The 20161-nt window shown below is 75.1% G+C and carries 11 protein-coding genes; 6 read left to right on the top strand and 5 right to left on the bottom strand.

The window, feature by feature from the left end; genetic code table 11:
• Window positions 1–11: 11 nt before the first annotated feature.
• From ACRAKJ_RS27220 to ACRAKJ_RS27210, 3 genes are all read left to right on the top strand, one after another.
• A complete protein-coding gene (locus tag ACRAKJ_RS27220) occupies window positions 12–1241 on the top strand; it encodes an Nramp family divalent metal transporter (protein ID WP_438923358.1) in 1230 nt (409 codons plus the stop codon).
• 30 nt (window positions 1242–1271) lie between these two features.
• Window positions 1272–2264, top strand: coding sequence for a LuxR C-terminal-related transcriptional regulator (locus tag ACRAKJ_RS27215; protein ID WP_438923359.1), 993 nt, complete (start codon window positions 1272–1274; stop codon window positions 2262–2264).
• A 373-nt stretch (window positions 2265–2637) separates the two neighbouring features.
• Complete coding sequence (locus ACRAKJ_RS27210; RefSeq protein WP_438923360.1) at window positions 2638–3432, top strand: BTAD domain-containing putative transcriptional regulator; 795 nt, start codon at window positions 2638–2640, stop codon at window positions 3430–3432.
• Window positions 3433–3441: 9 nt separating this feature from the next.
• On the opposite strand, the gene ACRAKJ_RS27205 is transcribed toward ACRAKJ_RS27210, so the two are convergent.
• On the bottom strand, window positions 3442–3939 hold the full coding sequence (locus tag ACRAKJ_RS27205; protein WP_438923361.1) for a flavin reductase: 498 nt from the start codon (window positions 3937–3939) through the stop codon (window positions 3442–3444).
• A gap of 283 nt (window positions 3940–4222) precedes the next feature.
• On the opposite strand from ACRAKJ_RS27205, the gene ACRAKJ_RS27200 reads away from it, so the two are divergent.
• Window positions 4223–12301, top strand: coding sequence for a type I polyketide synthase (locus ACRAKJ_RS27200; protein WP_438923362.1), 8079 nt, complete (start codon window positions 4223–4225; stop codon window positions 12299–12301).
• A gap of 63 nt (window positions 12302–12364) precedes the next feature.
• Here the strand turns inward: ACRAKJ_RS27200 and ACRAKJ_RS27195 are convergent, their stop codons facing one another.
• Window positions 12365–13792, bottom strand: coding sequence for a flavin monoamine oxidase family protein (locus ACRAKJ_RS27195; protein ID WP_447008711.1), 1428 nt, complete (start codon window positions 13790–13792; stop codon window positions 12365–12367).
• 1017 nt (window positions 13793–14809) lie between these two features.
• On the opposite strand from ACRAKJ_RS27195, the gene ACRAKJ_RS27190 reads away from it, so the two are divergent.
• Both ACRAKJ_RS27190 and ACRAKJ_RS27185 read left to right on the top strand, forming a co-directional pair.
• Window positions 14810–16039 carry a right-handed parallel beta-helix repeat-containing protein gene (locus ACRAKJ_RS27190; protein ID WP_438926408.1) on the top strand — a complete coding sequence of 410 codons (1230 nt, stop codon included), beginning with the start codon at window positions 14810–14812 and terminating at the stop codon, window positions 16037–16039.
• 60 nt (window positions 16040–16099) lie between these two features.
• A complete protein-coding gene (locus tag ACRAKJ_RS27185) occupies window positions 16100–17203 on the top strand; it encodes a pectate lyase family protein (RefSeq protein ID WP_438926407.1) in 1104 nt (367 codons plus the stop codon).
• 55 nt (window positions 17204–17258) lie between these two features.
• Here ACRAKJ_RS27185 and ACRAKJ_RS27180 read toward each other — a convergent pair whose 3' ends face one another.
• The 3 genes from ACRAKJ_RS27180 to ACRAKJ_RS27170 all read right to left on the bottom strand — a co-directional run bounded on the left by ACRAKJ_RS27180 (window position 17259) and on the right by ACRAKJ_RS27170 (window position 20049).
• Window positions 17259–17591: an N-acetyltransferase gene (locus ACRAKJ_RS27180; RefSeq protein ID WP_438926406.1), complete on the bottom strand. Its 333-nt coding sequence runs from the start codon at window positions 17589–17591 to the stop codon at window positions 17259–17261.
• Window positions 17592–17635: 44 nt separating this feature from the next.
• Window positions 17636–18568 carry a zinc-binding dehydrogenase gene (locus ACRAKJ_RS27175; protein WP_438926405.1) on the bottom strand — a complete coding sequence of 311 codons (933 nt, stop codon included), beginning with the start codon at window positions 18566–18568 and terminating at the stop codon, window positions 17636–17638.
• 77 nt (window positions 18569–18645) lie between these two features.
• Window positions 18646–20049, bottom strand: a complete 1404-nt coding sequence (locus ACRAKJ_RS27170; RefSeq protein WP_438926404.1) for an amidohydrolase family protein — start codon at window positions 20047–20049, stop codon at window positions 18646–18648.
• Window positions 20050–20161: the final 112 nt, after the last annotated feature.

The following is a 20161-nucleotide window of genomic DNA, read 5'->3' as shown; positions in this document are numbered from 1 at the left end:
AGGATGCGAGCATGGTTTGGACCTTGCGTCGCCGAACGGGGCGGACCGGGATCGGGTCCGCCGCGGTGGCGATCGGGCCCGCGTTCGTGGTGGCGGTGGCCTACGTCGACCCGGGCAACTTCGCGACCAACACGGCTGGGGGCGCCGCGCACGGCTACCTGCTGCTGTGGGTGATCGTGAGCGCGAGCGCGTTGGCGATGTTCGTGCAGCACCAGTCGGCCAAGCTCGGCGTGGCGACCGGCCGGAACCTGGCGGAGCTGTGCCGGGAGCACTACCCGCGGCCGGTCACCCGCCTGCTGTGGGTGCAGGCGGAACTGGTGGCCATGGCCACCGACCTGGCCGAGTTCGTCGGCGCGGCGGTGGCGTTGAACCTGCTGTTCGACGTGCCCCTGCTGGTCGGCGCGGTCATCGCGGCGGTGGTCTCGGCGGGGGTGCTGGCGCTGGCGCCCTCGGGACGCCGGCGCTTCGAGACGGTGATCGGCGGGATGCTGGCGGTCGTGCTCGCCGGCTTCCTCTACCAGGCGTTGCAGCTCGGGCCGCTCGACGGCCTGGCGGGCGGGCTGGTGCCGGGCTTCGCGGGCGTGGACAGCGTGCTGCTGGCCACCGGGATGCTCGGCGCGACGGTGATGCCGCACGTGATCTACCTGCACTCGGCGCTCACCCAGCACCTGCACTCGTCCGATGTGGACCGTCGACGGGTGCTGGTGCGCGCGGCCCGGGTGGACATCGCGGTCGCCCTGGGCCTCGCGGCGCTGGTCAACGCCACCATGCTGGTGGTGGCGGCCGACGCGCTGCACGGCACCGGCGTCGGCGAGTCGCTGGAGGAGGTGCACGCCGGGCTCGGCGCCGTGCTCGGGACGGGCGCGGCGCTGGCGTTCGCCCTGGCGCTGCTGGCCTCGGGGCTGGCCGCGTCCAGCGTCGGCACCTACTCCGGTCAGGTGATCATGGAGGGCTTCCTGCGCCGGCGCATACCCCTGTGGCTGCGCCGGCTGCTGACCATGGTGCCCCCGCTGGCCGTGCTGGCGTCCGGCGTCGACCCGACGCGCGCCCTCGTGCTCAGCCAGGTGGTGCTGTCCTTCGGCATCCCGTTCGCGCTCGTCCCGCTGGTGCTGCTCGGCAGGCGGCGCGACGTGATGGGAGCCCTGGTGAACCGCCGCGCGACGACGGCGGTCGGCGTGGTCGCGGCCGCGCTGGTGTCCGGGCTCAACCTCTTCCTGGTCGTCCGGGGGTTCACGGCATGAGCGGCGCGCGCGATCACCAGGAGGACGGCAGTGGACTGGGCGGAAGGTATCCCGAAACCGCTGGACGGCAGTTTCGAGGTCTACCGGTGGGCGCTCGGCCAGGACGACTTCAGCGCCGCGGAGGCGGCCGGCGCACTGGGCCGCACCCTCGACGAGGGCGAGCGGGTGATCGCCAACCTGCTCGCCATGAGGTTGATCAGGAGAACGGCCTCGGGACGTTACGTGCCGAGCAACCCGAGCGTCGCGGTGAACACCCTCCTGCCGTCGGCGGAACTCGAGGTGCTGGAACGGCAAGCCGAGCTCGATCATTTCCGGGAAGAGTTGAGGAATGCCGCTGAACAATTCCGCGAGAGCCGTTTCGGCATCCGCGGCGCGTCCGGGTGGGGTGTGGTGCCGGACGTCGTCTCGGTCCTCGCGCTCCTCCGTGAGGCGGCCGCGAACTGCACCATCGAGGTGGTGTCCGTGCAACCGGGCGGACCGCGCTCGGCGCAGGAGCTGCACGAGGCCGAGGAACGCGACCGGCGGATGCTGGCCCGTGGCGTGCGGATGCGGGTGCTCTACCAGCACACCGCCCGCTTCGACCCGAACACCCGCGAGCACGCCGAGAAGCTCATCACCGAGGGCGCCGAGTTCCGGACCGCCGAGGCGCTGTTCGGCAGGCTCATCATCTTCGACCAGGCCACGGCCTTCGTGCCCGCCCCGGCGGCGGGCCCCGGCGCCGCGGCGGTGGTCCGCGACCCCGCCCTCGTGGGGTTCCTGCACTCCTGCTTCGAGCAGGCGTGGGGCGGCGCCAAGGAGTTCGACACGCGCCGCGCGGCGCCCGACGTGATCGGCGACGACCTCAAGGTCGAGATCGTCAAGATGCTGGAGGCGGGCGCCAAGGACGACGCCATCGCCCGACGGCTGGGCCTGTCCGTGCGCACCTGCCGCAAGCACATCGGCCAGCTCATGCAGCGGTTCGGCGCGACGAGCCGCTTCCAGCTGGGCTACGCCGTGCGGGAGATGCGGTACGACGAGTCCTGACCCACCCGTGCTCGGGACGGCGGAACCGCCCTCGGCGGTTCCGCCGTCCGCCGTGCCCGCTCCCGGCGCGTTTCCCGGCCGACCGCCCGAGTCGTTCCGGAAGATGAAGTGCAGCTTCCTGCGCAGGGGCGCGGTGGAAGTCCGGCTGATTCCGTGTTTAACCTCGAAATGGCTGCGGGAAGACCTCGGGGGTACATCCCGGGCGTTTTGCCCGACCGAATCAACCGGTACTTGGGAGAAGAAATGTTCGATCGAAACCGTGGAAACCGCACCGCGCTCGACACCGGCTGGGGCGCGCAGGACTGACCGGTGGTCGCCCCGGCACGACTTCCCTCCCGCGCACGAGCACGGCGACACCCCATCGAGGTGAGTCATGTGGTTCGAGGTGCTGGGCCCGCTCCGGGTCCACGACGGTGATCGGCAGGTGCGGCTCGGCGGCGTCCGGCGGACCGCCACCCTCTGCTACCTGCTGCTGTACAGCAACGAGATGGTCCCGGTGAGCAGGTTGATGGACGCGGTCTGGCCGGCGGCGGCACCGCCGTCGGGCAAGCAGGTGCTGCACAACGCGGTGTTCCGGCTGCGCACCGCCCTGGCGGGCGCGCCCGGTGCCGACCCGCCGCTGCTGCTGCGGCGGGGACCCGGCTACCTGCTCAGCGTGGACGACGACCGGGTGGACCTCGCCCGCTTCCGCACCCTGTCCGAGCAGGGCCGGGCCGAGCTGTCGGCCGGGCTGTGGGAACGGGCGTCGGCCACGTTGAGCGCGGCGCTGGACTGCTGGCGGGGACCGGCGCTGGCCGACCTCGTCGAGCACGGCTACGACTGGCCGGAGATGAGGGCGCTGCGCGACGCCCGGACCGCGGCCGTGGAGCACCGGGTCGAGGCGGACATGGCGATGCGCCGCTACCGCGACGTCATCGGCGACCTGGCGGCGCTGGTCGAGGCCGAACCCCTGCGCGAGCGGGCGTGCGGCAACCTCATGCTCGCGCTCTACCGGTGCGGGCGGCGGTCGGACGCCCTGGGCGTCTACCGGCGCACCCGGGCCGCCCTCGTCGAGGGGCTCGGGCTGGAACCCAGCCCGCCGCTGCGGGAGCTGGAGCGGGCGATCCTCGACCGCGAGCCCGGCCCCGACGCGGCACTCGCCCCGGCGGGCACCCGAGGCGGGCGCTGAGGGCCCACCTCACCGCGCCGGGTCGAACTCGGCGAAGGAGCCGTAGCGGCCGCGGTGGAACACCAGGGGCTCGGCGGGCGACTCGCCGACCTCCAGCGCGAGCACCCCGGCGACGACGATCACGTGGTCGCCGCCGGGGTGCTCCGCCGCCACCTCGCACCCGATGCCCGCGACCGCCCCCTCCAGGGCCGGCCCGAACGGGGTGGGCGTCCACGGCACGCCGGCGAACCGGTCCACGCCGCGCGCGGCGAACCGGCGGCTCAGGTGCTCGTGGCCGCGGTCCAGGACGTTCACCCGGAACCTGCCCGCCGCCCGGACCGCGGGCCAGGTGGACGAGCCGAGCCCCACGCAGAACAGCACCAGCGGGGGCTCCAGCGACACCGAGGTGAACGAGTTGCACGCCAGGCCCACCGGGAGCCCGAGCCGGTCGGTCGCGGTGATCACCACGACCCCGGTCGGCAGGTGCCCCAGGGTGTTCCGGAAACGCGTTGCGTCGATCCTGCCCACGTTCGTCCCCGTTCTTCTCGCGCGGTCGTGGGGAAACGGTAGTCCCGCGCCCGCCGCGACAGCTGTGGCCGCGGCACCAAAGTCCGCCGCGGATTTGGTCCCCCGGCGCGCCGGACCGCCCGGGAACGCCACCCGCGCCGCGTTATCCGCGGGTTAGCGGTGGGTTATCCGGGATCACCAGGATGAAGTGGACGCGGCAGCCGAACGGCTCGGGCGCCACTCCGCGAGCCCCGTGCGCCGCGACGGCGCGGGCCCGCCCTTCCCGAGCGAGAACGGGGTACACATGAGCGCACCGATCACCCGGACCGACGCCATCGCGGTCGTCGGCGCGGCCTGCCGCCTGCCCGGCGCCGACGACCCGGCCGGGTTCTGGCGGCAGCTGGCCGAGGGCCGCAGCGCGGTGGTCGAGGTCGAACCCGGCCGCTGGGCGGGCGTGGTGCCCGGTGCGGACCTGTTCGACGCGGCGTTCTTCGGCATCACCCCGAGGGAGGCCGCCGACCTCGACCCGCAGCAGCGGCTGGTGCTGGAGCTGGGCTGGGAGGCCGTCGAACGGGCGGGCACCCCGCCCACCGCGCTGCGCGGCACGGCGACCGGTGTGTTCGTCGGCGCGATGGCCGACGACTACGCGGTGCTCGCGGCGCGCGGCGGCACCGGCGCGATCACCCGGCACACGCTGACCGGCCTCAACCGCGGGATGCTCGCCAACCGCCTGTCCCACGCCCTCGGCCTGCACGGCCCCAGCCTGACCGTCGACTCCGGGCAGTCCTCGTCGCTGGTCGCGGTGCACCTGGCGTGCGAGAGCCTGCGCCGCGGCGAGTCCGAGCTGGCCCTGGTGGCGGGCGTGCACCTCAACCTCGCACCGGACAGCACGGTCCGCGTCGAACGGCTGGGCGCGCTGTCCCCGGACGGCCGCAGCTTCACCTTCGACGCCCGCGCCAACGGCTACGTGCGCGGCGAGGGCGGCGTGGCCCTGCTGCTCAAACCGCTCGCGGCGGCCGAGGCCGACGGCGACCGGGTGCTCGGCGTGCTGCTGGGCAGCGCGGTGAACAGCGACGGCGCGACCGACGGGCTCACCACCCCGGACGCGCGCGGCCAGGCCGCCGTGATCACCGCCGCGCACCGCCGGGCGGGGGTGGACCCCGCCGACGTCGCCTACGTGGAGCTGCACGGCACCGGCACCAGGGTCGGCGACCCGGTCGAGGCGGCGGCGCTGGGCGCGGTGTTCGGGCGCGACGCCGCCACCCCGCTCGCCGTGGGCTCGGTGAAGACCAACACCGGCCACCTGGAGGGCGCGGCGGGCATCACCGGCCTGCTCAAGGTGCTGCTGTCGCTGGCCAACGGCGGCCTGCCGCCCAGCCTGAACTTCGAGCGCCCCCACCCGGACGTGCCGCTCGACGCGCTGGGCCTCGCCGTGCAGCGGGAGTACCGGGAGCTGCCCGGTCCCGCGGTCGCCGGTGTGTCCGCGTTCGGCATGGGCGGCACGAACTGCCACGTCGTCGTGGCGAGCCCGCCGCGCACCCCGGTGCCGTTCCGCGCCCGGCGCCGCCCGACCGCCGTCGCCTGGCCGGTGTCGGCGGCCTCGCCCGCCGCGCTGCGCGGCCAGGCCGGGCGGCTGCACGACCACGTCGCCGCGCACGAGCACCTGCCGCCGCACGACGTCGCCCTGTCCCTCGCCGTGGACCGCCCGCACCTCGACCACCGCGCCGTCGTGGTCGGCGCCGACCGGGAGGCCCTGCTGGACGGGCTCGCCGCGCTGCGCGACGGGGGCCAGGCCGCGGGCCTGGTGCGCGGCCGGCGCCGGAGCACCACCGGCGGCACGGTGTTCGTCTTCCCCGGTCAGGGCACCCAGTGGCCGGGCATGGCCCGCGCCCTGCTCGCCGACGAACCGGTGTTCGCCGCCTCCCTGGTCGACTGCGCCGACGCGCTCGCCCCGCACGTGGACTGGTCGCTGTTCGACGTGCTGCGGGAACGGCCCGGCTCGCCGTCGCTCGACCGGGTGGACGTGGTGCAGCCGGTGCTGTTCGCGGTCATGGTGTCGCTGGCCGCGCTGTGGCGCTCGGCGGGCGTGCGGCCGGACGCGGTGATCGGCCACTCCCAGGGCGAGATCGCCGCCGCGCACGTCGCGGGCGCGCTGACGCTGGCCGACGCGGCGGCGGTGGTGGCGCTGCGCAGCAGGGCCCTCACCGGCATCACCCGGGCCGGCGGCATGGCGTCCGTGCCGCTGCCGGCGGCCGGGGTGCGCGACCGGGTCGCGGGCGGGCCGCTCGCCGTCGCCGCCGTGAACGGGCCGTCGTCCACCGTCGTCTCCGGCGACCGGGACGCGCTGGAGCGGCTCGTCGCGGACTACCGGGACGAGGGGGTCAACGCCCGCGTCGTGCCGGTGGACTACGCCTCGCACTGCGACCACGTGGAGGAGATCCGCGACGAGCTGCTGGGCGTGCTGTCCGGCGTCCGGCCGCGCGCCGCCGAGCTGCCGTTCTACTCGACGGTGACCGCCGGCCCCCTGGACACCACCGGCCTGACCGCCGGGTACTGGTACCGCAACCTGCGCGGCACCGTCGACTTCCAGGGCGCGGCGTCCCGGGCGGTGCAGGCCGGGCACCGGACGTTCGTCGAGGTCAGCGCCCACCCCGTGCTGGGGGTCGGCATCGAGGCGCTGCTGGCGGAGGCCGGCGTGGACGGCCTCGTCACCGGCACGCTGCGCCGCGACCACGGCGGGCGGGGCACGTTCCTGACCTCGCTGGGGCGCGTGCACGCGAGCGGCGTCGAGGTGGACTGGCGGGCGACCGCGCGCGCCGGCGCCCGCCGCGTGGAACTGCCGACCTACGCGTTCGACCGGCGGCGGCACTGGCTGCCGGGCGCCCCCGGACCGGCCGCGCCCCTCGCGGATCGGGCCGACGTCGTGGAGCCGGACCTCGCGGAACCGGCCGGCGTCGGGCGAGCGGTGGACGGGCCCGCGCCCGACCGGGTCGACTTCGCGGCGCTGGTGCGGCAGACGGCCGCCGTCGTCCTCGGCACCGCGCCGGACCCGCTCGACCTCGACCGGCCGTTCCGCGACCTCGGGTTCGACTCGGCGGGCGTGGTCGAGTTCCGCGACCTGCTCGGCCAGGCCACCGGCCTGCGCCTGCCCGCCACCTTGACCTTCGAGCACCCGACGCCCGCCGCCGTGGTCCGCCACCTCTCCGGCGACACCCCCGCGCCCGCGCCGCCCCCGGCCGCACGGGTCGTCGAGGACGAGCCCATCGCGATCGTGGCGGTGAGCGGCCGGTGGCCCGGTGGCGCGGACACGCCCGACGCGCTGTGGCGGCTGGCCCTGGACGGGGTCGACGCGATCGGGCCGTTCCCGGACAACCGCGGCTGGGACCTGGACGCCCTGTACGACCCGGGCGGCGCGCCCGGCACCACCTACACCCGGCAGGGCGGCTTCCTGCACGACGCCGACCGGTTCGACGGCGACTTCTTCGGGGTGCCGCCGCGCGAGGCCGCCGTCATGGACCCCCAGCAGCGGCTGCTGCTGGAGTCGTCCTGGGAGCTGCTGGAGAACGCGGGCATCGAGCCGGGATCGCTGCGCGGCAGCCGGACCGGCGTGTTCGTCGGCCTCACGCCCCACGACTACGGACCGCCCCTGCACCGCACGCCGCGCGGCCACGAGGGGCACGCCCTGACCGGCGGCACGGCGAGCGTCGCCTCCGGCCGGCTGTCCTACGTCTACGGGCTGGAGGGCCCGTCGCTCAGCGTGGACACCGCGTGCTCGTCGTCGCTGGTGTCGGTGCACCTGGCGGTGCAGTCGCTGCGGCGCGGCGAGTCCGACCTGGCGCTGGCCGGCGGGGTGGCGGTGATGTCGTCGCCCGGCATGTTCACCGAGTTCAGCCGCCAGCGCGGGCTGGCCGCGGACGGCCGCTGCAAACCGTTCTCCGACCGGGCGGACGGCACGGCGTGGGCGGAGGGCGTCGGCCTCGTGCTGCTGGCCCGGCTGTCCGACGCGCGGCGGCTCGGCCGGCCCGTGCTGGCGCTGGTGCGCGGCACGGCGGTCAACTCGGACGGCGCGTCCAACGGCCTCACCGCGCCCAGCGGGCCCGCCCAGGAGCGGGTGGTCCGCGCCGCGCTGGCCGACGCGGGCCTGCGCCCGGCCGACGTGGACGCGGTGGAGGCGCACGGCACCGGCACCGCGCTCGGCGACCCGGTCGAGGCGCGGGCCCTCATCACGGCGTACGGCGACCGGCCCGCCGACCGGCCGCTGCTGCTGGGCTCGGTGAAGTCGAACATCGGCCACACCCAGGCCGCCGCCGGCGTCACCGGCGTGATCAAGATGGTGCACGCGCTGCGCGAGGGCACCCTGCCCGGCACCCTGCACCTGGACGTCCCGTCCCGGCACGTGGACTGGGCGGCCGGTCCGGTCGAACTGCTGACCGGCGCCCGGCCGTGGCCGGAGGTGGACCGGCCGCGCCGGGCGGGCGTGTCGTCGTTCGGGATCAGCGGGACGAACGCGCACGTGGTGCTGGAGCAGGCGCCGGGCGCCGCGCTCCCGGCGGGCGAGGTGGCCCCGGTGGTGCCGCTGGTGCTGTCCGGCCGCACGGACGAGGCGGTGCGCGACCTCGCCGCCCGCCTGGCCGAGCGCGTCGGCGCGCACCGGCCCGCCGACGCGGGCCTGACCCTGGCGTCGCGGGCGGTGCACGAGCGGCGCGCCGCGGTCGCCGGCCGGACCCCGGACGAGCTGGTCGCGGGGTTGCGCGCGCTCGCGACGGGCGGCCCGGTCGGTGGACCGGCCCCGGCCGGGCTGGTGTTCCTGTTCTCGGGGCAGGGCGGGCAGCGGGTCGGCATGGGCTCGGGGCTGCGCGGGGCGTTCCCCGTGTTCGCGTCGGCGTTCGACGAGGCCGTGGCGGCGGTGGACGCCGCGCTGGCGGGCCACGTCGACCGCCCGCTGCGCGAGGTGGTCGCGGACGACGCCGACCGGCTCGACCGCACGGTCTACGCCCAGGGCGCGCTGTTCGCCTTCCAGACCGCCCTGTTCCGGCTGTTCGAGTCGTGGGGCGTGCGCCCCGACCGGCTGATCGGGCACTCGGTGGGGGAGATCGCCGCCGCGCACGTGGCCGGCGTCGTGCCGCTGGAGGACGCGGCGCGGCTGGTGGCCGCCCGCGGCCGGTTGATGGACGGGCTGCCGGGCGGCGGGGCGATGGCGGCCGTGGAGGCCACCGAGGACGAGGTCCTGCCGCTGCTGGGGGAGGGGCTGGCGGTGGCGGCGGTGAACGGGCCGTCCTCGGTGGTCGTCTCGGGCGACGCGCGGCGGCTGGACGAGGTCGTCGGGCACTTCACGGGTGCGGGGCGCCGGGTGAAGCGGCTGCGGGTGAGCCACGCGTTCCACTCGCCGCTGATGGACCCGGTGCTCGACGAGTTCCGCGAGGTCGTCGCCGCGATCCCGTTCGGCGCACCGGAAATCCCGATCGTGTCCACCGTGACCGGTGAGCCGGCGCGGTCCTTCGACGCCGACCACTGGGTGCGCCACGTGCGCGGCACGGTCCGCTTCCACGAGGCACTGTCCTCGGTGGACGCCGGTCGCTTCCTGGAGGTCGGGCCGGACGGGGCGCTGACCGCGCAGGCGCGGCGGACCGCCGAGGACGCCGCGGTGGTGCCCGCCTCGCGGGCCGACCAGGACGAGGCGGTGGCCGCGGTCCGCGCGCTCGGCGAGCTGTGGGTCGCGGGCGTCGGGTTCGACCCGGTGGCGGTGTTCGGCGCGGGCGCGGCGCGCGCGGCGCTGCCGACCTACCCGTTCCAGCGCCGCCGGCACTGGCTGGACGCGGGCGCCGACGCGCCGGTCGACGGGCACCCGCTGCTCGACGCCTCCGTCGGGCTGGCGGGCGGCGGCGCGGTGCTCACCGGGCGGCTGTCGCTCCGCGCGCACCCCTGGCTGGTCGACCACGCCGTGCTCGGCGGCCCGCTGCTGCCCGGCACCGCGTTCCTCGACCTCGCGCTGCGCGCCGCCGCCGACGCGGGCTGCGCGGCGGTCGAGGAGCTGACCCTGCTGCGCCCGCTGGTGCTGCCGGAGGACGGCGTGGTGCGGGTGCAGGTCGAGGTGGGCGACCCGGACGGCGACGGCCGGCGGCCGGTGGCCGTGCACGCCCGCGCGGGCGACGACGAGTGGGTCCGGCACGCCGAGGGCCTGCTGGCCCCGGACCCGGTGGCCGCGCCCGGACCGGTCGACGTGCCGGCCGGGGCGGAGCGGCTCGACGTGGACGCGCTCTACCGCGACCTGGCGGACCGCGGCTACGACTACGGGCCCGCCTTCCGGGCGCTGCGCGCGGCCTGGCGGCACGGCGACGAGCTGTTCGCCGAGGTGGAGCTGCCCGAGGGCGTGCCGGGCGGGTTCGCGCTGCACCCCGTGCTGCTCGACGCCGCCCTGCACCCGCTGGTGGGCGTCGGCGAGGGCGTGGCGCTGCCGTTCTCCTGGTCCGGCGTCGGGGTGGCGGGGCCGACCGGCGCGGTGCTGCGCGCCAGGCTGACGCCGTCGCCCGACGGGGTGGCGCTGGCGGTCGTGGACGTCGACGGCCGGCCGGTGGCGTCCGCGCGGTCGCTGCGCCTGGTGCCCGTGACGCCCGACCAGGTCGCCGCCGGTGGCGCCCGGCCGCACGTCGTGGCCTGGTCGCCGGTGCCCACCGCGGGCACCGAGCCGTTCGCGCTGGTCCGGCCCGGTGACCCGGTGCCGCCCGGCCGGTCGGCACTGGTGCTCGACACGCGCGGCGCGCGCGGCGACGACGTGCCCGCCGAGGCGCGGCGCGTGCTGGCCGACGTGGTCGGCGCGCTGCGGGCGGCGGCGGTGCGGGACCGGCCGCTGGTGGTGCTGACCTCCGGCGCGGTGGCCACCGCGCCCGGGGAGGACGTGCCCGACCTGGCGGCGTCCGCGCTGTGGGGCCTGGTGCGCGCGGTGCAGGCCGAGGAACCCGGCCGGGTCGTGCTGCTCGACGTGGACGACCACGGCGACCGGCACGTGTCGGCCGCCCTCGCCGCCGGCGAGCCCCAGGTGGCCGTGCGGCGCGGGGTCGTGCTGGCGCCCCGCCTGGCCCGCGCGACCGGCGGCGCGCCGGGACGGCCGCTCGACCCGGCCGGCACGGTCCTGGTCACCGGCGGCACCGGCACGCTCGGCGCGCTCACCGCCCGGCACCTGGTCACCGCGCACGGCGCCCGGCACCTGCTGCTCACCAGCCGGCGGGGACCGGGCGCGCCCGGTGCGGCCGACCTGGTCGCCGACCTGGCGGCGCTGGGCGCGGAGGCCAGGGTGGTCGCCTGCGACGCGGGCGACCCGGACGACCTGGCCGCGCTGGTGGCGGGCGTCCCCGCCGCCCACCCGCTGACCGCCGTCGTGCACGCGGCGGGCGTGCTCGCCGACGCCACGTTCGACCGCCTGACCGAGGCCGACGCCGACGCCGTGCTGCGGCCCAAGGCCGACGCCGCCTGGCACCTGCACCGGCTCACCCGCGACGCCGACCTGGCCGCGTTCGTGCTGTTCTCCTCGGCGGTCGGCGTGCTCGGCAACCAGGGCCAGTCCGCCTACGCGGCGGCCAACGCGTTCCTCGACGCGCTGGCCCACCACCGCACGGCCCGCGGCCTGCCCGCGACCTCCCTGGCGTGGGGCCCGTGGGCCGGGGCGGGCGGCATGGCGGACGGGGTGTCCGCCGCCGACGTCGCCCGGCTGGGCAGGCGGGGCCTCGCGACCATGTCCGCCGCGCACGGCCTCGCGCTGCTCGACTCCGCCCTCGCCGCACCGGGACCGCTGCTCGTGACGGCCCGCCTGGACACCGCCGGCTGGTCGGCCGACACCGGGTCGCCGCTGGTGGCCGGCCTGGTGCGCGCCGCGCCCCGCCGGCCCGCCCCGCCCACCCGGTCCGTGGCCGACGACCTGGTCGGGCTCGCGGACGAGGACCGGCTCGCCCTGCTGCTGGACCTGGTGCAGAGCACCGCCGCGGGCGTCCTCGGGCACGACGACCCCGGCGCCGTCCGCCCGGACGCCGGTTTCCTGGACGACGGGTTCGACTCGCTGACCGCCCTGGAACTGCGCACCCGGCTCGCCGCGGCGGTGGGCGCGCGGCTGTCCACGACGCTCGTGTTCGACCACCCGACCCCGAGGGCGGTGGCCGCGCACCTGGACGAACTGCTGGCCGGCGACCGACCGGCGACCGGCGTGGAGCGGATCGACGCCGCGGTGGACGCCGTGCTGGCCGACCCGACCGCCGACCGCGCGGCCGTCGTCACCAGGCTGGGCGACCTGCTGCGCCGCCTCGACCCGGAGGCCACGGCCGTGGCCGAGCTGGCCGGGTCCTCCGACGACGAGCTGTTCGCCCTGATCGACCAGGAGCTGCACGCGCCCTGACCCGCGCGGGACCACCGGCGGGCGGCACGCGCCGCCCGCCGGTGGTCCGGTGGCACGCGGGTGTCAGCCCACGACGGCCAGGGCCTGCGCCGCCGCCCGGAACCCGGACTCCAGCGCGCCCTCCACGAAACCGGCCCACCCGCTCGCGATGTCGCTGGTGGCGAACGCGAGGCGGCCGTGCTGCTGCTGGATCGAGTAGAGCTGCGCGGTCATCTGACCCGGCTTGCGCAGCGCCCAGCCACCGCGCGAGTACGCGCTGGCGCCCCAGTCCTGCGCCCGGAAGTTGACCACCGTCGTCCCGGGCAGCACCCGCTGCACCGCGGTGCTCACCGCCGCGCGGCTGGTGATGTCCAGCGCGGGCAGGCTGTTGAGCGCCAGCATGAGCTGCCCGCCGTCGGTGGTGTGGCTGTGCGACACCACCGTCATGAACGTGTCGCCCTCGGCGCCGTTGACCAGCACCGGCTCGGTCAGGCCCTGCACGTGCAGCCACAGCTTCCGGTTGTTGCGCACGCCCACGCCCTGCGCGGCGGCGGTGGCCTGCACCGCGGGCAGGCCGGGGGAGAACGCGATGGTGCTCCACAGGTTCACCGGCACGGCCACCACGACGGTCCGGGCGGTGTGGCGCGCACCCGCCCGCGTGGTGACGGTGACCAGGCCGCCGCTCTCGCTGATCGCGGAGACCGGCGTGTTCAGCCGCAGGTCGGCGTTGGCCTCGTTGAGGATGGCCGCGACCAGGCCGGACATGCCGACCGACACCTGCTGGCTCTGCGCCCGGTACCAGGCGCCGGTGTTGTAGCCCGCCAACGCCCACCAGTGCATCAGCGAGGTCATCGCGCCGTAGGCGCTGGAGCCGCCCGACTGCCCGGCCGTCATGCCGCTGAGCCAGCTCCGCTCCTCGGCGGTGAAGGCCAGCTGGTCGAGCCGGTCCTTGAGCGAGAACCCGTCGATCTGGGCGACCAGGCTGCGCCGCAGCATCGGGTCGTGCGGCGCCGGGAAGTAGTCCTCGGTGCCCGCGAACATCCGCTCCAGCAACGAGCCCTGCCGCGTGACCATCTCCTCCAGCGAGTAGGAGGAGAAGCCGCCGGGCGCGGGCATGATCGCCCGCGCGGGCGTGAGCCCGCTGGAGACGGGGATGTTGTAGCGCGCCAGCTCGGCGGTGACGAGCTGCTGCGAGCTGTCGACGAACTGGCCGCCCATCTCGACCCGCTGCCCGACGAACGACTCGGTCCACGTCCGGCCGCCGATGCGGTCCCGCGCCTCCAGCACCAGCGTGTTGAGCCCGGCGGCGCGGAGCTGCCGCGCCGCGATGGCCCCGGCGAACCCGGCGCCCACGACGATGGCGTCGTGGATCACCGGCCGGGCGGACGGCTGCGCCGTCGCGGTGCCCGCGCCGACCGCCGTGGCGGCGATGGCCGCGCCACCCGCCTTCAGCAGGCGTCTCCGCGACCACGCGCGATCGGGGTTGTGCGCGGCCCCCTTGTTTTCACTCACTGCTTGTTCCCTCGTCTCGACGGCGTTTCACCGAATAGGTGAACTGCATTGGTCGTGCCTGGACGCGCCGCCCGGGGTGTGCCATAGTTGTAGCTGCGTAGCCGGGCGGATACGGAGTGTGCGCGAGAGGTCGTTCCCGCACTCCGAACTGCGTGTATGTCCGGTTCCCGTGCTGCGGGACCGCCCTGTCCGGCGGCGCGGGAACGGTGTGCCCGGGCGGTCGTTGGAGCGCCTGAAAAGGCGTCATGCCGTGTTTTCGACATGGCACCTGCGCTGTTCACGACCTCAATGCGACGGTGTTCCGGTTTTCCCGTGCCGCGACCGTCGACGTCGCGTGCCGCGAATCGCCGACGTGCGCCACGGGAATTCGGTCGAATTCACCGCCGCGCTGTGGTGAGCCCCCAGTGTTCGTTCACGAAGTGGTCGCCGCTCGGACGGCGACCCGGCCTCCAGTGCCGCGCACCGGTACGCCCGCCCCCGGGGGGAGGGCGACGACCCGGTCCCCGCACGTGCCCGTGTCGGCGACCGGAACCGGGTGTTGAGGCATGTGCCAAGTCAAGCCGCCTTTAGCAGGACGGGCCATGTCTGAGGCGCGCTGATCGATGTCTCAGCGTCTCCCGCTGCCCCCGTCCGGTGGAGCGGGGCCGGCGCTGCCGGGTGCACGGTGCGCACCCCCGGTCGCAGCCGCGGACGCGGCGTTCCCGTTCACGGCTGTGAATGTTCCCGACATCCCGTTCCCGCGCCGGACATCGTGCCTGAATCGATTCCCGGTATCCCTGAACTGCGGCTGGGGAAATCGACGGTGATTGCTCCGCCGACCGCTTCGACAGGGTGTTCATGCAGGTGAACGGCCTGCGCCGTTCATGATTGTGAATCTTGTTGCTTGTTTCGCAAGCGTGCGCAATGCTCCCTGGGAGCGTTCCCAGAGATAGTCGCCATCGCGGATTCCGTCGCCGTCGCGATCGGTGCGCGACCGGGGATCGCCATCGGACCACCCTGCACGCGAGGAGGCGATGCATGAGTCTGCGCACGGACGAGCGCACGATGAGCCGGACCGCCGCTGTGGCCGTGTCGGTGGTGGCGCTGACCGGGGGACTGGTGGTGGCGGCCACCGCTGCCGTCGCCACCACGTCGGCCGCGGACGCGCTGTACGTGGCGGTCGACGGCGACGACGGCAACCCCGGCACCGTCGACCGACCGTTCAAGTCCATCCAGAGGGCCGTGGACCTGGCCCAGCCGGGCACCTCGATCCTGCTGCGGGGCGGCACCCACACCGTCACCACCAACGTGCAGATCCGCAAGAGCGGCGAGCCGGGCCGGCCGATCCGGCTGGCCAACCACCCCGGTGAGCGGGTGGTCGTGGACGGCGAGCAGCTGCCCGCCAGCCACACCCCGGTGGGCGGCAGCATCCCGCGCGAGCAGCGCGGCACCTTCCACCAGGAGGGCTCCTCCTGGTGGCACGTGTCCGGCCTGGAGATCGTCCGCGGCCCGTACGCCTGGTACTGCGACGGCTGCAACGACAACGTCTACGAACGGCTGGTCACCCGCGACAACTACGAGTCCGGCTTCCAGCTCCAGGGTTCCTCGGCGAACAACCTGATCCTCAACCTGGACAGCCACGGCAACCGCGACCCGCGCAAGAACGGCGAGAGCGCGGACGGGCTGGCGATCAAGGAGGGCTCCGGCACCGGCAACGTGGTGCGCGGCGCGCGTCTGTGGAACAACGTCGACGACGGCTTCGACGCCTGGAAGTTCACCTCGCCCATCCGGATCGAGAACACCATCGCCCACGGCAACGGCTACAACCGGTGGGACCTGCCGGACTTCTCCGGCGACGGCAACGGGTTCAAGCTCGGCGGCGGCGACCCGGCCCCGGCCGCCGCGCACACCGTGGTCAACACGATGGCCTTCCGCAACGCCGCGCACGGCTACACCGACAACGGCAACCCCGGCGCGATCACCCTCACCCGCAACACCGCGTGGAAGAACGCGAAGACCGGCTTCACCGTCAACCGGTCCCGGTCCACGCTGACCGGCAACCTCGCGGTCAACAACGCCTCGCCGGTCTCGCTGGGCACCTCCACCGCCTCGGGCAACTCCTGGAACGTCAAGTCCGGCTGGAAGGACGCCGACCTCGTCAGCACCGACGCCGCCACCACCACCGGCGCCCGCGACGCGAACGGCGACATCCGCACCTCGTCCTTCCTGGTGCCCAAGAGCCACCCCCAGCTCGGCGCCCGGCTGTAACCCGACTTCGCCGGCGAACCGCGCCGGCACCGTCCACCCTTCGACGACGCAGGAGACGACATGGCACGATCACTCACCTGGCGAGCTTCCGCGGTCGTGGCCGCGCTGGCCGTCGCGACCTCGACCGGCGCGGTCCTGGCGACAGCACCGGCGTCGGCCGCGGCCGGCACCGCGACCGGCTACGCGTCCCAGAACGGCGGGACCACCGGTGGGCAGGGCGGCGCGACGGTCCGGGCCAACACGGGGACCAAGATCCACCAGGCCCTGTGCAGCCGGGCCGGCAGCTCCACCCCGATCATCATCGAGGTCGAGGGGACGATCAACCACGGCAACACCACCAAGGTCTCGGGCGACAGCTGCGAGACCGCGGCCGGGGTGATCGAGCTCAAGCGGATCAGCAACGTCACCATCATCGGTGTCGGCGGCGGCGCCGTGTTCGACCAGCTGGGCATCCACATCCGCGAGTCCCGCAACATCGTCATCCGGAACGTGACCATCCGGAACGTCAAGAAGTCGGGCTCGCCCACGTCCAACGGCGGCGACGCCATCGGCATGGAGAAGAACGTCCGCAACGTCTGGGTCGACCACGTCAACCTGCTGGCGTCGGGCGGTGAGTCGGAGGGCTACGACGGCCTGTTCGACATGAAGGACAACACGCAGTACGTGACGCTGTCCTACAGCACCCTGCGCAACTCCGGGCGCGGCGGGCTGGTCGGGTCGAGCGAGAGCGACCGCTCGAACGGGTTCGTCACCTACCACCACAACCTCTACGAGAACATCGACTCACGGGCGCCCCTGCTGCGCGGCGGCGTCGGCCACATGTACAACAACTACTACGTGAGCCTCAACGAGTCCGGCATCAACTCCCGCGCCGGGGCGAAGGCCAGGGTGGACAACAACTACTTCAAGAACTCCAAGGACGTCCTCGGGACCTTCTACACCGCCGAGGCCGGCTACTGGCAGGTCAGCGGGAACACCTTCGACAACGTGACCTGGTCGGCCCCCGGCAGCGAGCACAAGCCCGCCGGTCCCGACGTCAAGTCCACCACCGCGGTCGCCATCCCCTACAGCTTCACGCTCGACCAGACCGCCTGCGTGCCGGGCATCGTGAACCGCACGGCAGGTGCCGACACCGGTATGCAGGAGTCGAACGGCACCTGCTAGCCGGGTGGTCCGGACCGGTCGCGCGCGGGGGCGGCGGCCGGTCCGGACCGCGTTGTCACGCCCCGGCGCCCAGCGCGGCCCCCAGCCGGCGCAGCAGCTCCGGGTGCACCGGGTCGGCGATGTCGGCCCGGTCGGGGTGCCTGCGCAGGAACGCGGCGAACACCGGGCACACCGGCACGACGCGCAGGCCGGTCGCGCGGATGTCGTCGAGGGCCCCGGCGACGAGCGCGGTGGCCAGGCCGCGCCCGGTGAAGGCGTCGAAGACCTCGGTGTGGTGGGCGACCCGCTTCCCGTCCAGGTCGGCGTAGTCGGCGATGCCCGCCAGCTCGCCGTCGACGATGATCTCGTAGCGGCTCTCGGCGTCGTTGCGGCGCACGTCGGTGGCCATCGGGTTCCTCCTCGGGTGGTGCGCGGGGTGCGGGGCGGGTGTGGTCAGGGGGTGATGACGAACTTGCCGCTGACGTGCTGCCCGGTGAAGTCCAGCAGCGCCCGCCGGGCCTCGGCGAGCGGGTACTCCGCGGCGATCCCGACCCGCAGCGCGCCCTCGGCGGCCAGGGCGGCGAGTTCGGCGAGGCGACCGGGCGGCGTGGTGGTCCCGGTGTAGGCGGCGGTGACGTCCCGGTCGAACGCGGGCGGACCGCCCAGCGGGGAGGCCAGCAGGCCACCGGGCCCGACCGCGGCGGCGGAGGCGGCCAGGGCGGGCCCGGCGGCCACCAGGTCCACCACCGCGTCGACGCCCTCGGGGAACCGGTCGCGCGCCCAGCGGGTGACGTCCTCGGCGCGGTGGTCCACCACGTCGTCGGCGCCCAGCCCCACGAGCCGCTCCCGGTCGTCCTCGTGCCCGGTGGCCAGCACCACCGCTCCGGCGCGCCGGGCGAGCTGCACGACGCAACCGCCGATGCCGCCGGCCGCGCCGACGACCAGCAGCGACGAGCCGGGGGCCGGCCGCACCAGGTCCAGCAGCGCCGCCGCGGTCAGCGCGGCCGTGGGCAGGGCCGCGCCCCGGCGCGCGTCCAGCTCCGGTGGACGGGCGGTCGCGGTGTCGTCGGCGCGCACGAGCGCGTACTCGGCGAACCCGCCCGAGGGCACGCCGTTCCACGCGATCACCGCGTCGCCCGGGGCGAACCGCCCGACGTCCGCGCCGACCTCCTCGACCACGCCGCTGACGTCCACGCCCGGCACGAACGGGTGCGCGATCGGCAGGAAGTCCCTCATGGCCCCGGTGACGAGCTTGACGTCGATCGGGTTCACGGCGGCGGCCTCGACGCGGACCAGCAGCTGCCCCGGCCCGGGCACGGGCCGCGCGACCTCGGCGATCTCCAGCTCCTCCAGCGCCCCGTAGGCGCGGGCGACCAGTGCCCTCATCGCTGTCCCCTCGACTTCCGACCGAGCATTTGATGATGTGTCAACAAACTAGTGCCCTGATTGTTGATGTGTCAACATCACCTGGCGGCCGGAGCCGGGGACGCGGCGGCGCGTGCCGCGGCCACGACGTGGTCGCGCGAGGCCGTCACCTCGTCGCGCAGCGCGGCGAGGTCCACGTCGAGCACCTCGCCCGCCCACTTGCGGACCTCGCCGCCGATCAGGACGGTGTCGACGTTGCGGGCGTCGGCGCCCAGCACGACGGTGCCGACGGCGTCGTTGAGGGGCATGGTGTTGAGCGCCTCGGCGGTGATCAGCAGCAGGTCGGCCTGCTTGCCGGGGGTCAGCGAGCCGGTGACGTCCCCCAGGCCGTTGGTGCGCGCGCCCTGGAGGGTGGCGAAGTCCAGCACGTCGGCGACGCCGATGCGGCGAGGGGTGCGGTCGGTGCCGTAGGCGCCCTCCACGGCGCGCATGCGCTGGATGGCGAGCAGGGCCCGCATCTGGGTGAACATGTCGCTGGATAGGGCCACCTCCACGTCGATGCTCAACCCGGGGCGGACGCCGACCGCCAGTGCCTCGTCCACGGCGGGCACGGCGGTCTCCAGGCCGATCTGCGCGTCCGAGGTCGGCGCGAGGGCGACGGTCGTGCCCGTGTCGCCGATGGCGCGCCAGGCGTCGGCGGTCAGCCCGGTGGCGTGGATGAGCGTCACGTCCGGGCCCAGCAGGCCCTGCCGCTCCCACTCCAGGACCGCGCGGGACGACGACTCGCCGAACACGGCGTCCACGCTGACTCCGACGCCCAGCTCCCGGGCGTGCCGGGCGAGCGCGGGCCCGTAGGCCAGGTCGGGGCCCGCGATCCCGTCGGTCGCCAGGCAGGCCAACCGGAAGGTCAGCAGGTCGCCCCCGTGCTGGTCGCGCAGCCGGGCCAGGTCGGCCGGCCACTGGTGGTCCCACGCGCCGAAGTGCGGGCCCATGGCGGCGTGCACGCCCCGGACGCCGGTGTCGCGCAGCGCCCGGACGGCGGCGTCGGAGTGCGCGGCGGTGCGCGAGTTGTGCGAGAAGTCGAGCATGGTGGTGATGCCCGAGTCGATCGCGGTCAGCGCCGCCAGTTTCGTGCCGGTGTACATGTCCTCGGGCCGGTAGGCCGGCGCGTACCCCAGCAGCGTCTCGGTGACGTAGGCGCCCAGGTCGTCCACGTCGGGCATGACGCGGCGCAGCTGCGCCTCCCAGGCGTGGCGGTGGGTGTCGACGAACCCGGGCGCGGCGATCATGCCGGTGGCGTCGACCACGACGGCGTCCGCGACGGGCAGCGCGTGCCCGACCGCGGCGATGGTCGGGCCCTCCACGAGGACGTCCCCTCCGGCGAGGGTGCCCGTCGCGGGGTCCACCGTCACGACGGTGGCGTTGCGGAACAGGACGCGCCGACGCGGGTCGCGGGCGGTGCGGCGCAGCAGGTCGAGGGTGGCTTCGCGGGAGTTCGTCACGGCGGTCTCCGTCGTCGGTCGTGCTTCTCGGGCACCACCCACCCTCCGACGGCGGCGGCCGGGCAACCAGGTCGTGCTCACCCTGGACGCGCCACGTCCAGGTTGAGCACGA

This window comes from Saccharothrix sp. DSM 118769 (genome assembly GCF_052936295.1).
This window is presented reverse-complemented; position numbering and strand designations above follow the sequence as displayed.

Excerpts from the sequence above, each read along its gene's own strand:
- ACRAKJ_RS27220 (WP_438923358.1), top strand. The coding sequence starts at position 12 with ATGGTTTGGACCTTGCGTCGCCGAACGGGGCGGACCGGGATCGGGTCC.
- ACRAKJ_RS27210 (WP_438923360.1), top strand. The coding sequence starts at position 2,638 with ATGTGGTTCGAGGTGCTGGGCCCGCTCCGGGTCCACGACGGTGATCGG.
- ACRAKJ_RS27200 (WP_438923362.1), top strand. The coding sequence starts at position 4,223 with ATGAGCGCACCGATCACCCGGACCGACGCCATCGCGGTCGTCGGCGCG.
- ACRAKJ_RS27190 (WP_438926408.1), top strand. The coding sequence starts at position 14,810 with ATGAGTCTGCGCACGGACGAGCGCACGATGAGCCGGACCGCCGCTGTG.
- ACRAKJ_RS27185 (WP_438926407.1), top strand. The coding sequence starts at position 16,100 with ATGGCACGATCACTCACCTGGCGAGCTTCCGCGGTCGTGGCCGCGCTG.
- ACRAKJ_RS27180 (WP_438926406.1), bottom strand. The coding sequence starts at position 17,591 with ATGGCCACCGACGTGCGCCGCAACGACGCCGAGAGCCGCTACGAGATC.
- ACRAKJ_RS27175 (WP_438926405.1), bottom strand. The coding sequence starts at position 18,568 with ATGAGGGCACTGGTCGCCCGCGCCTACGGGGCGCTGGAGGAGCTGGAG.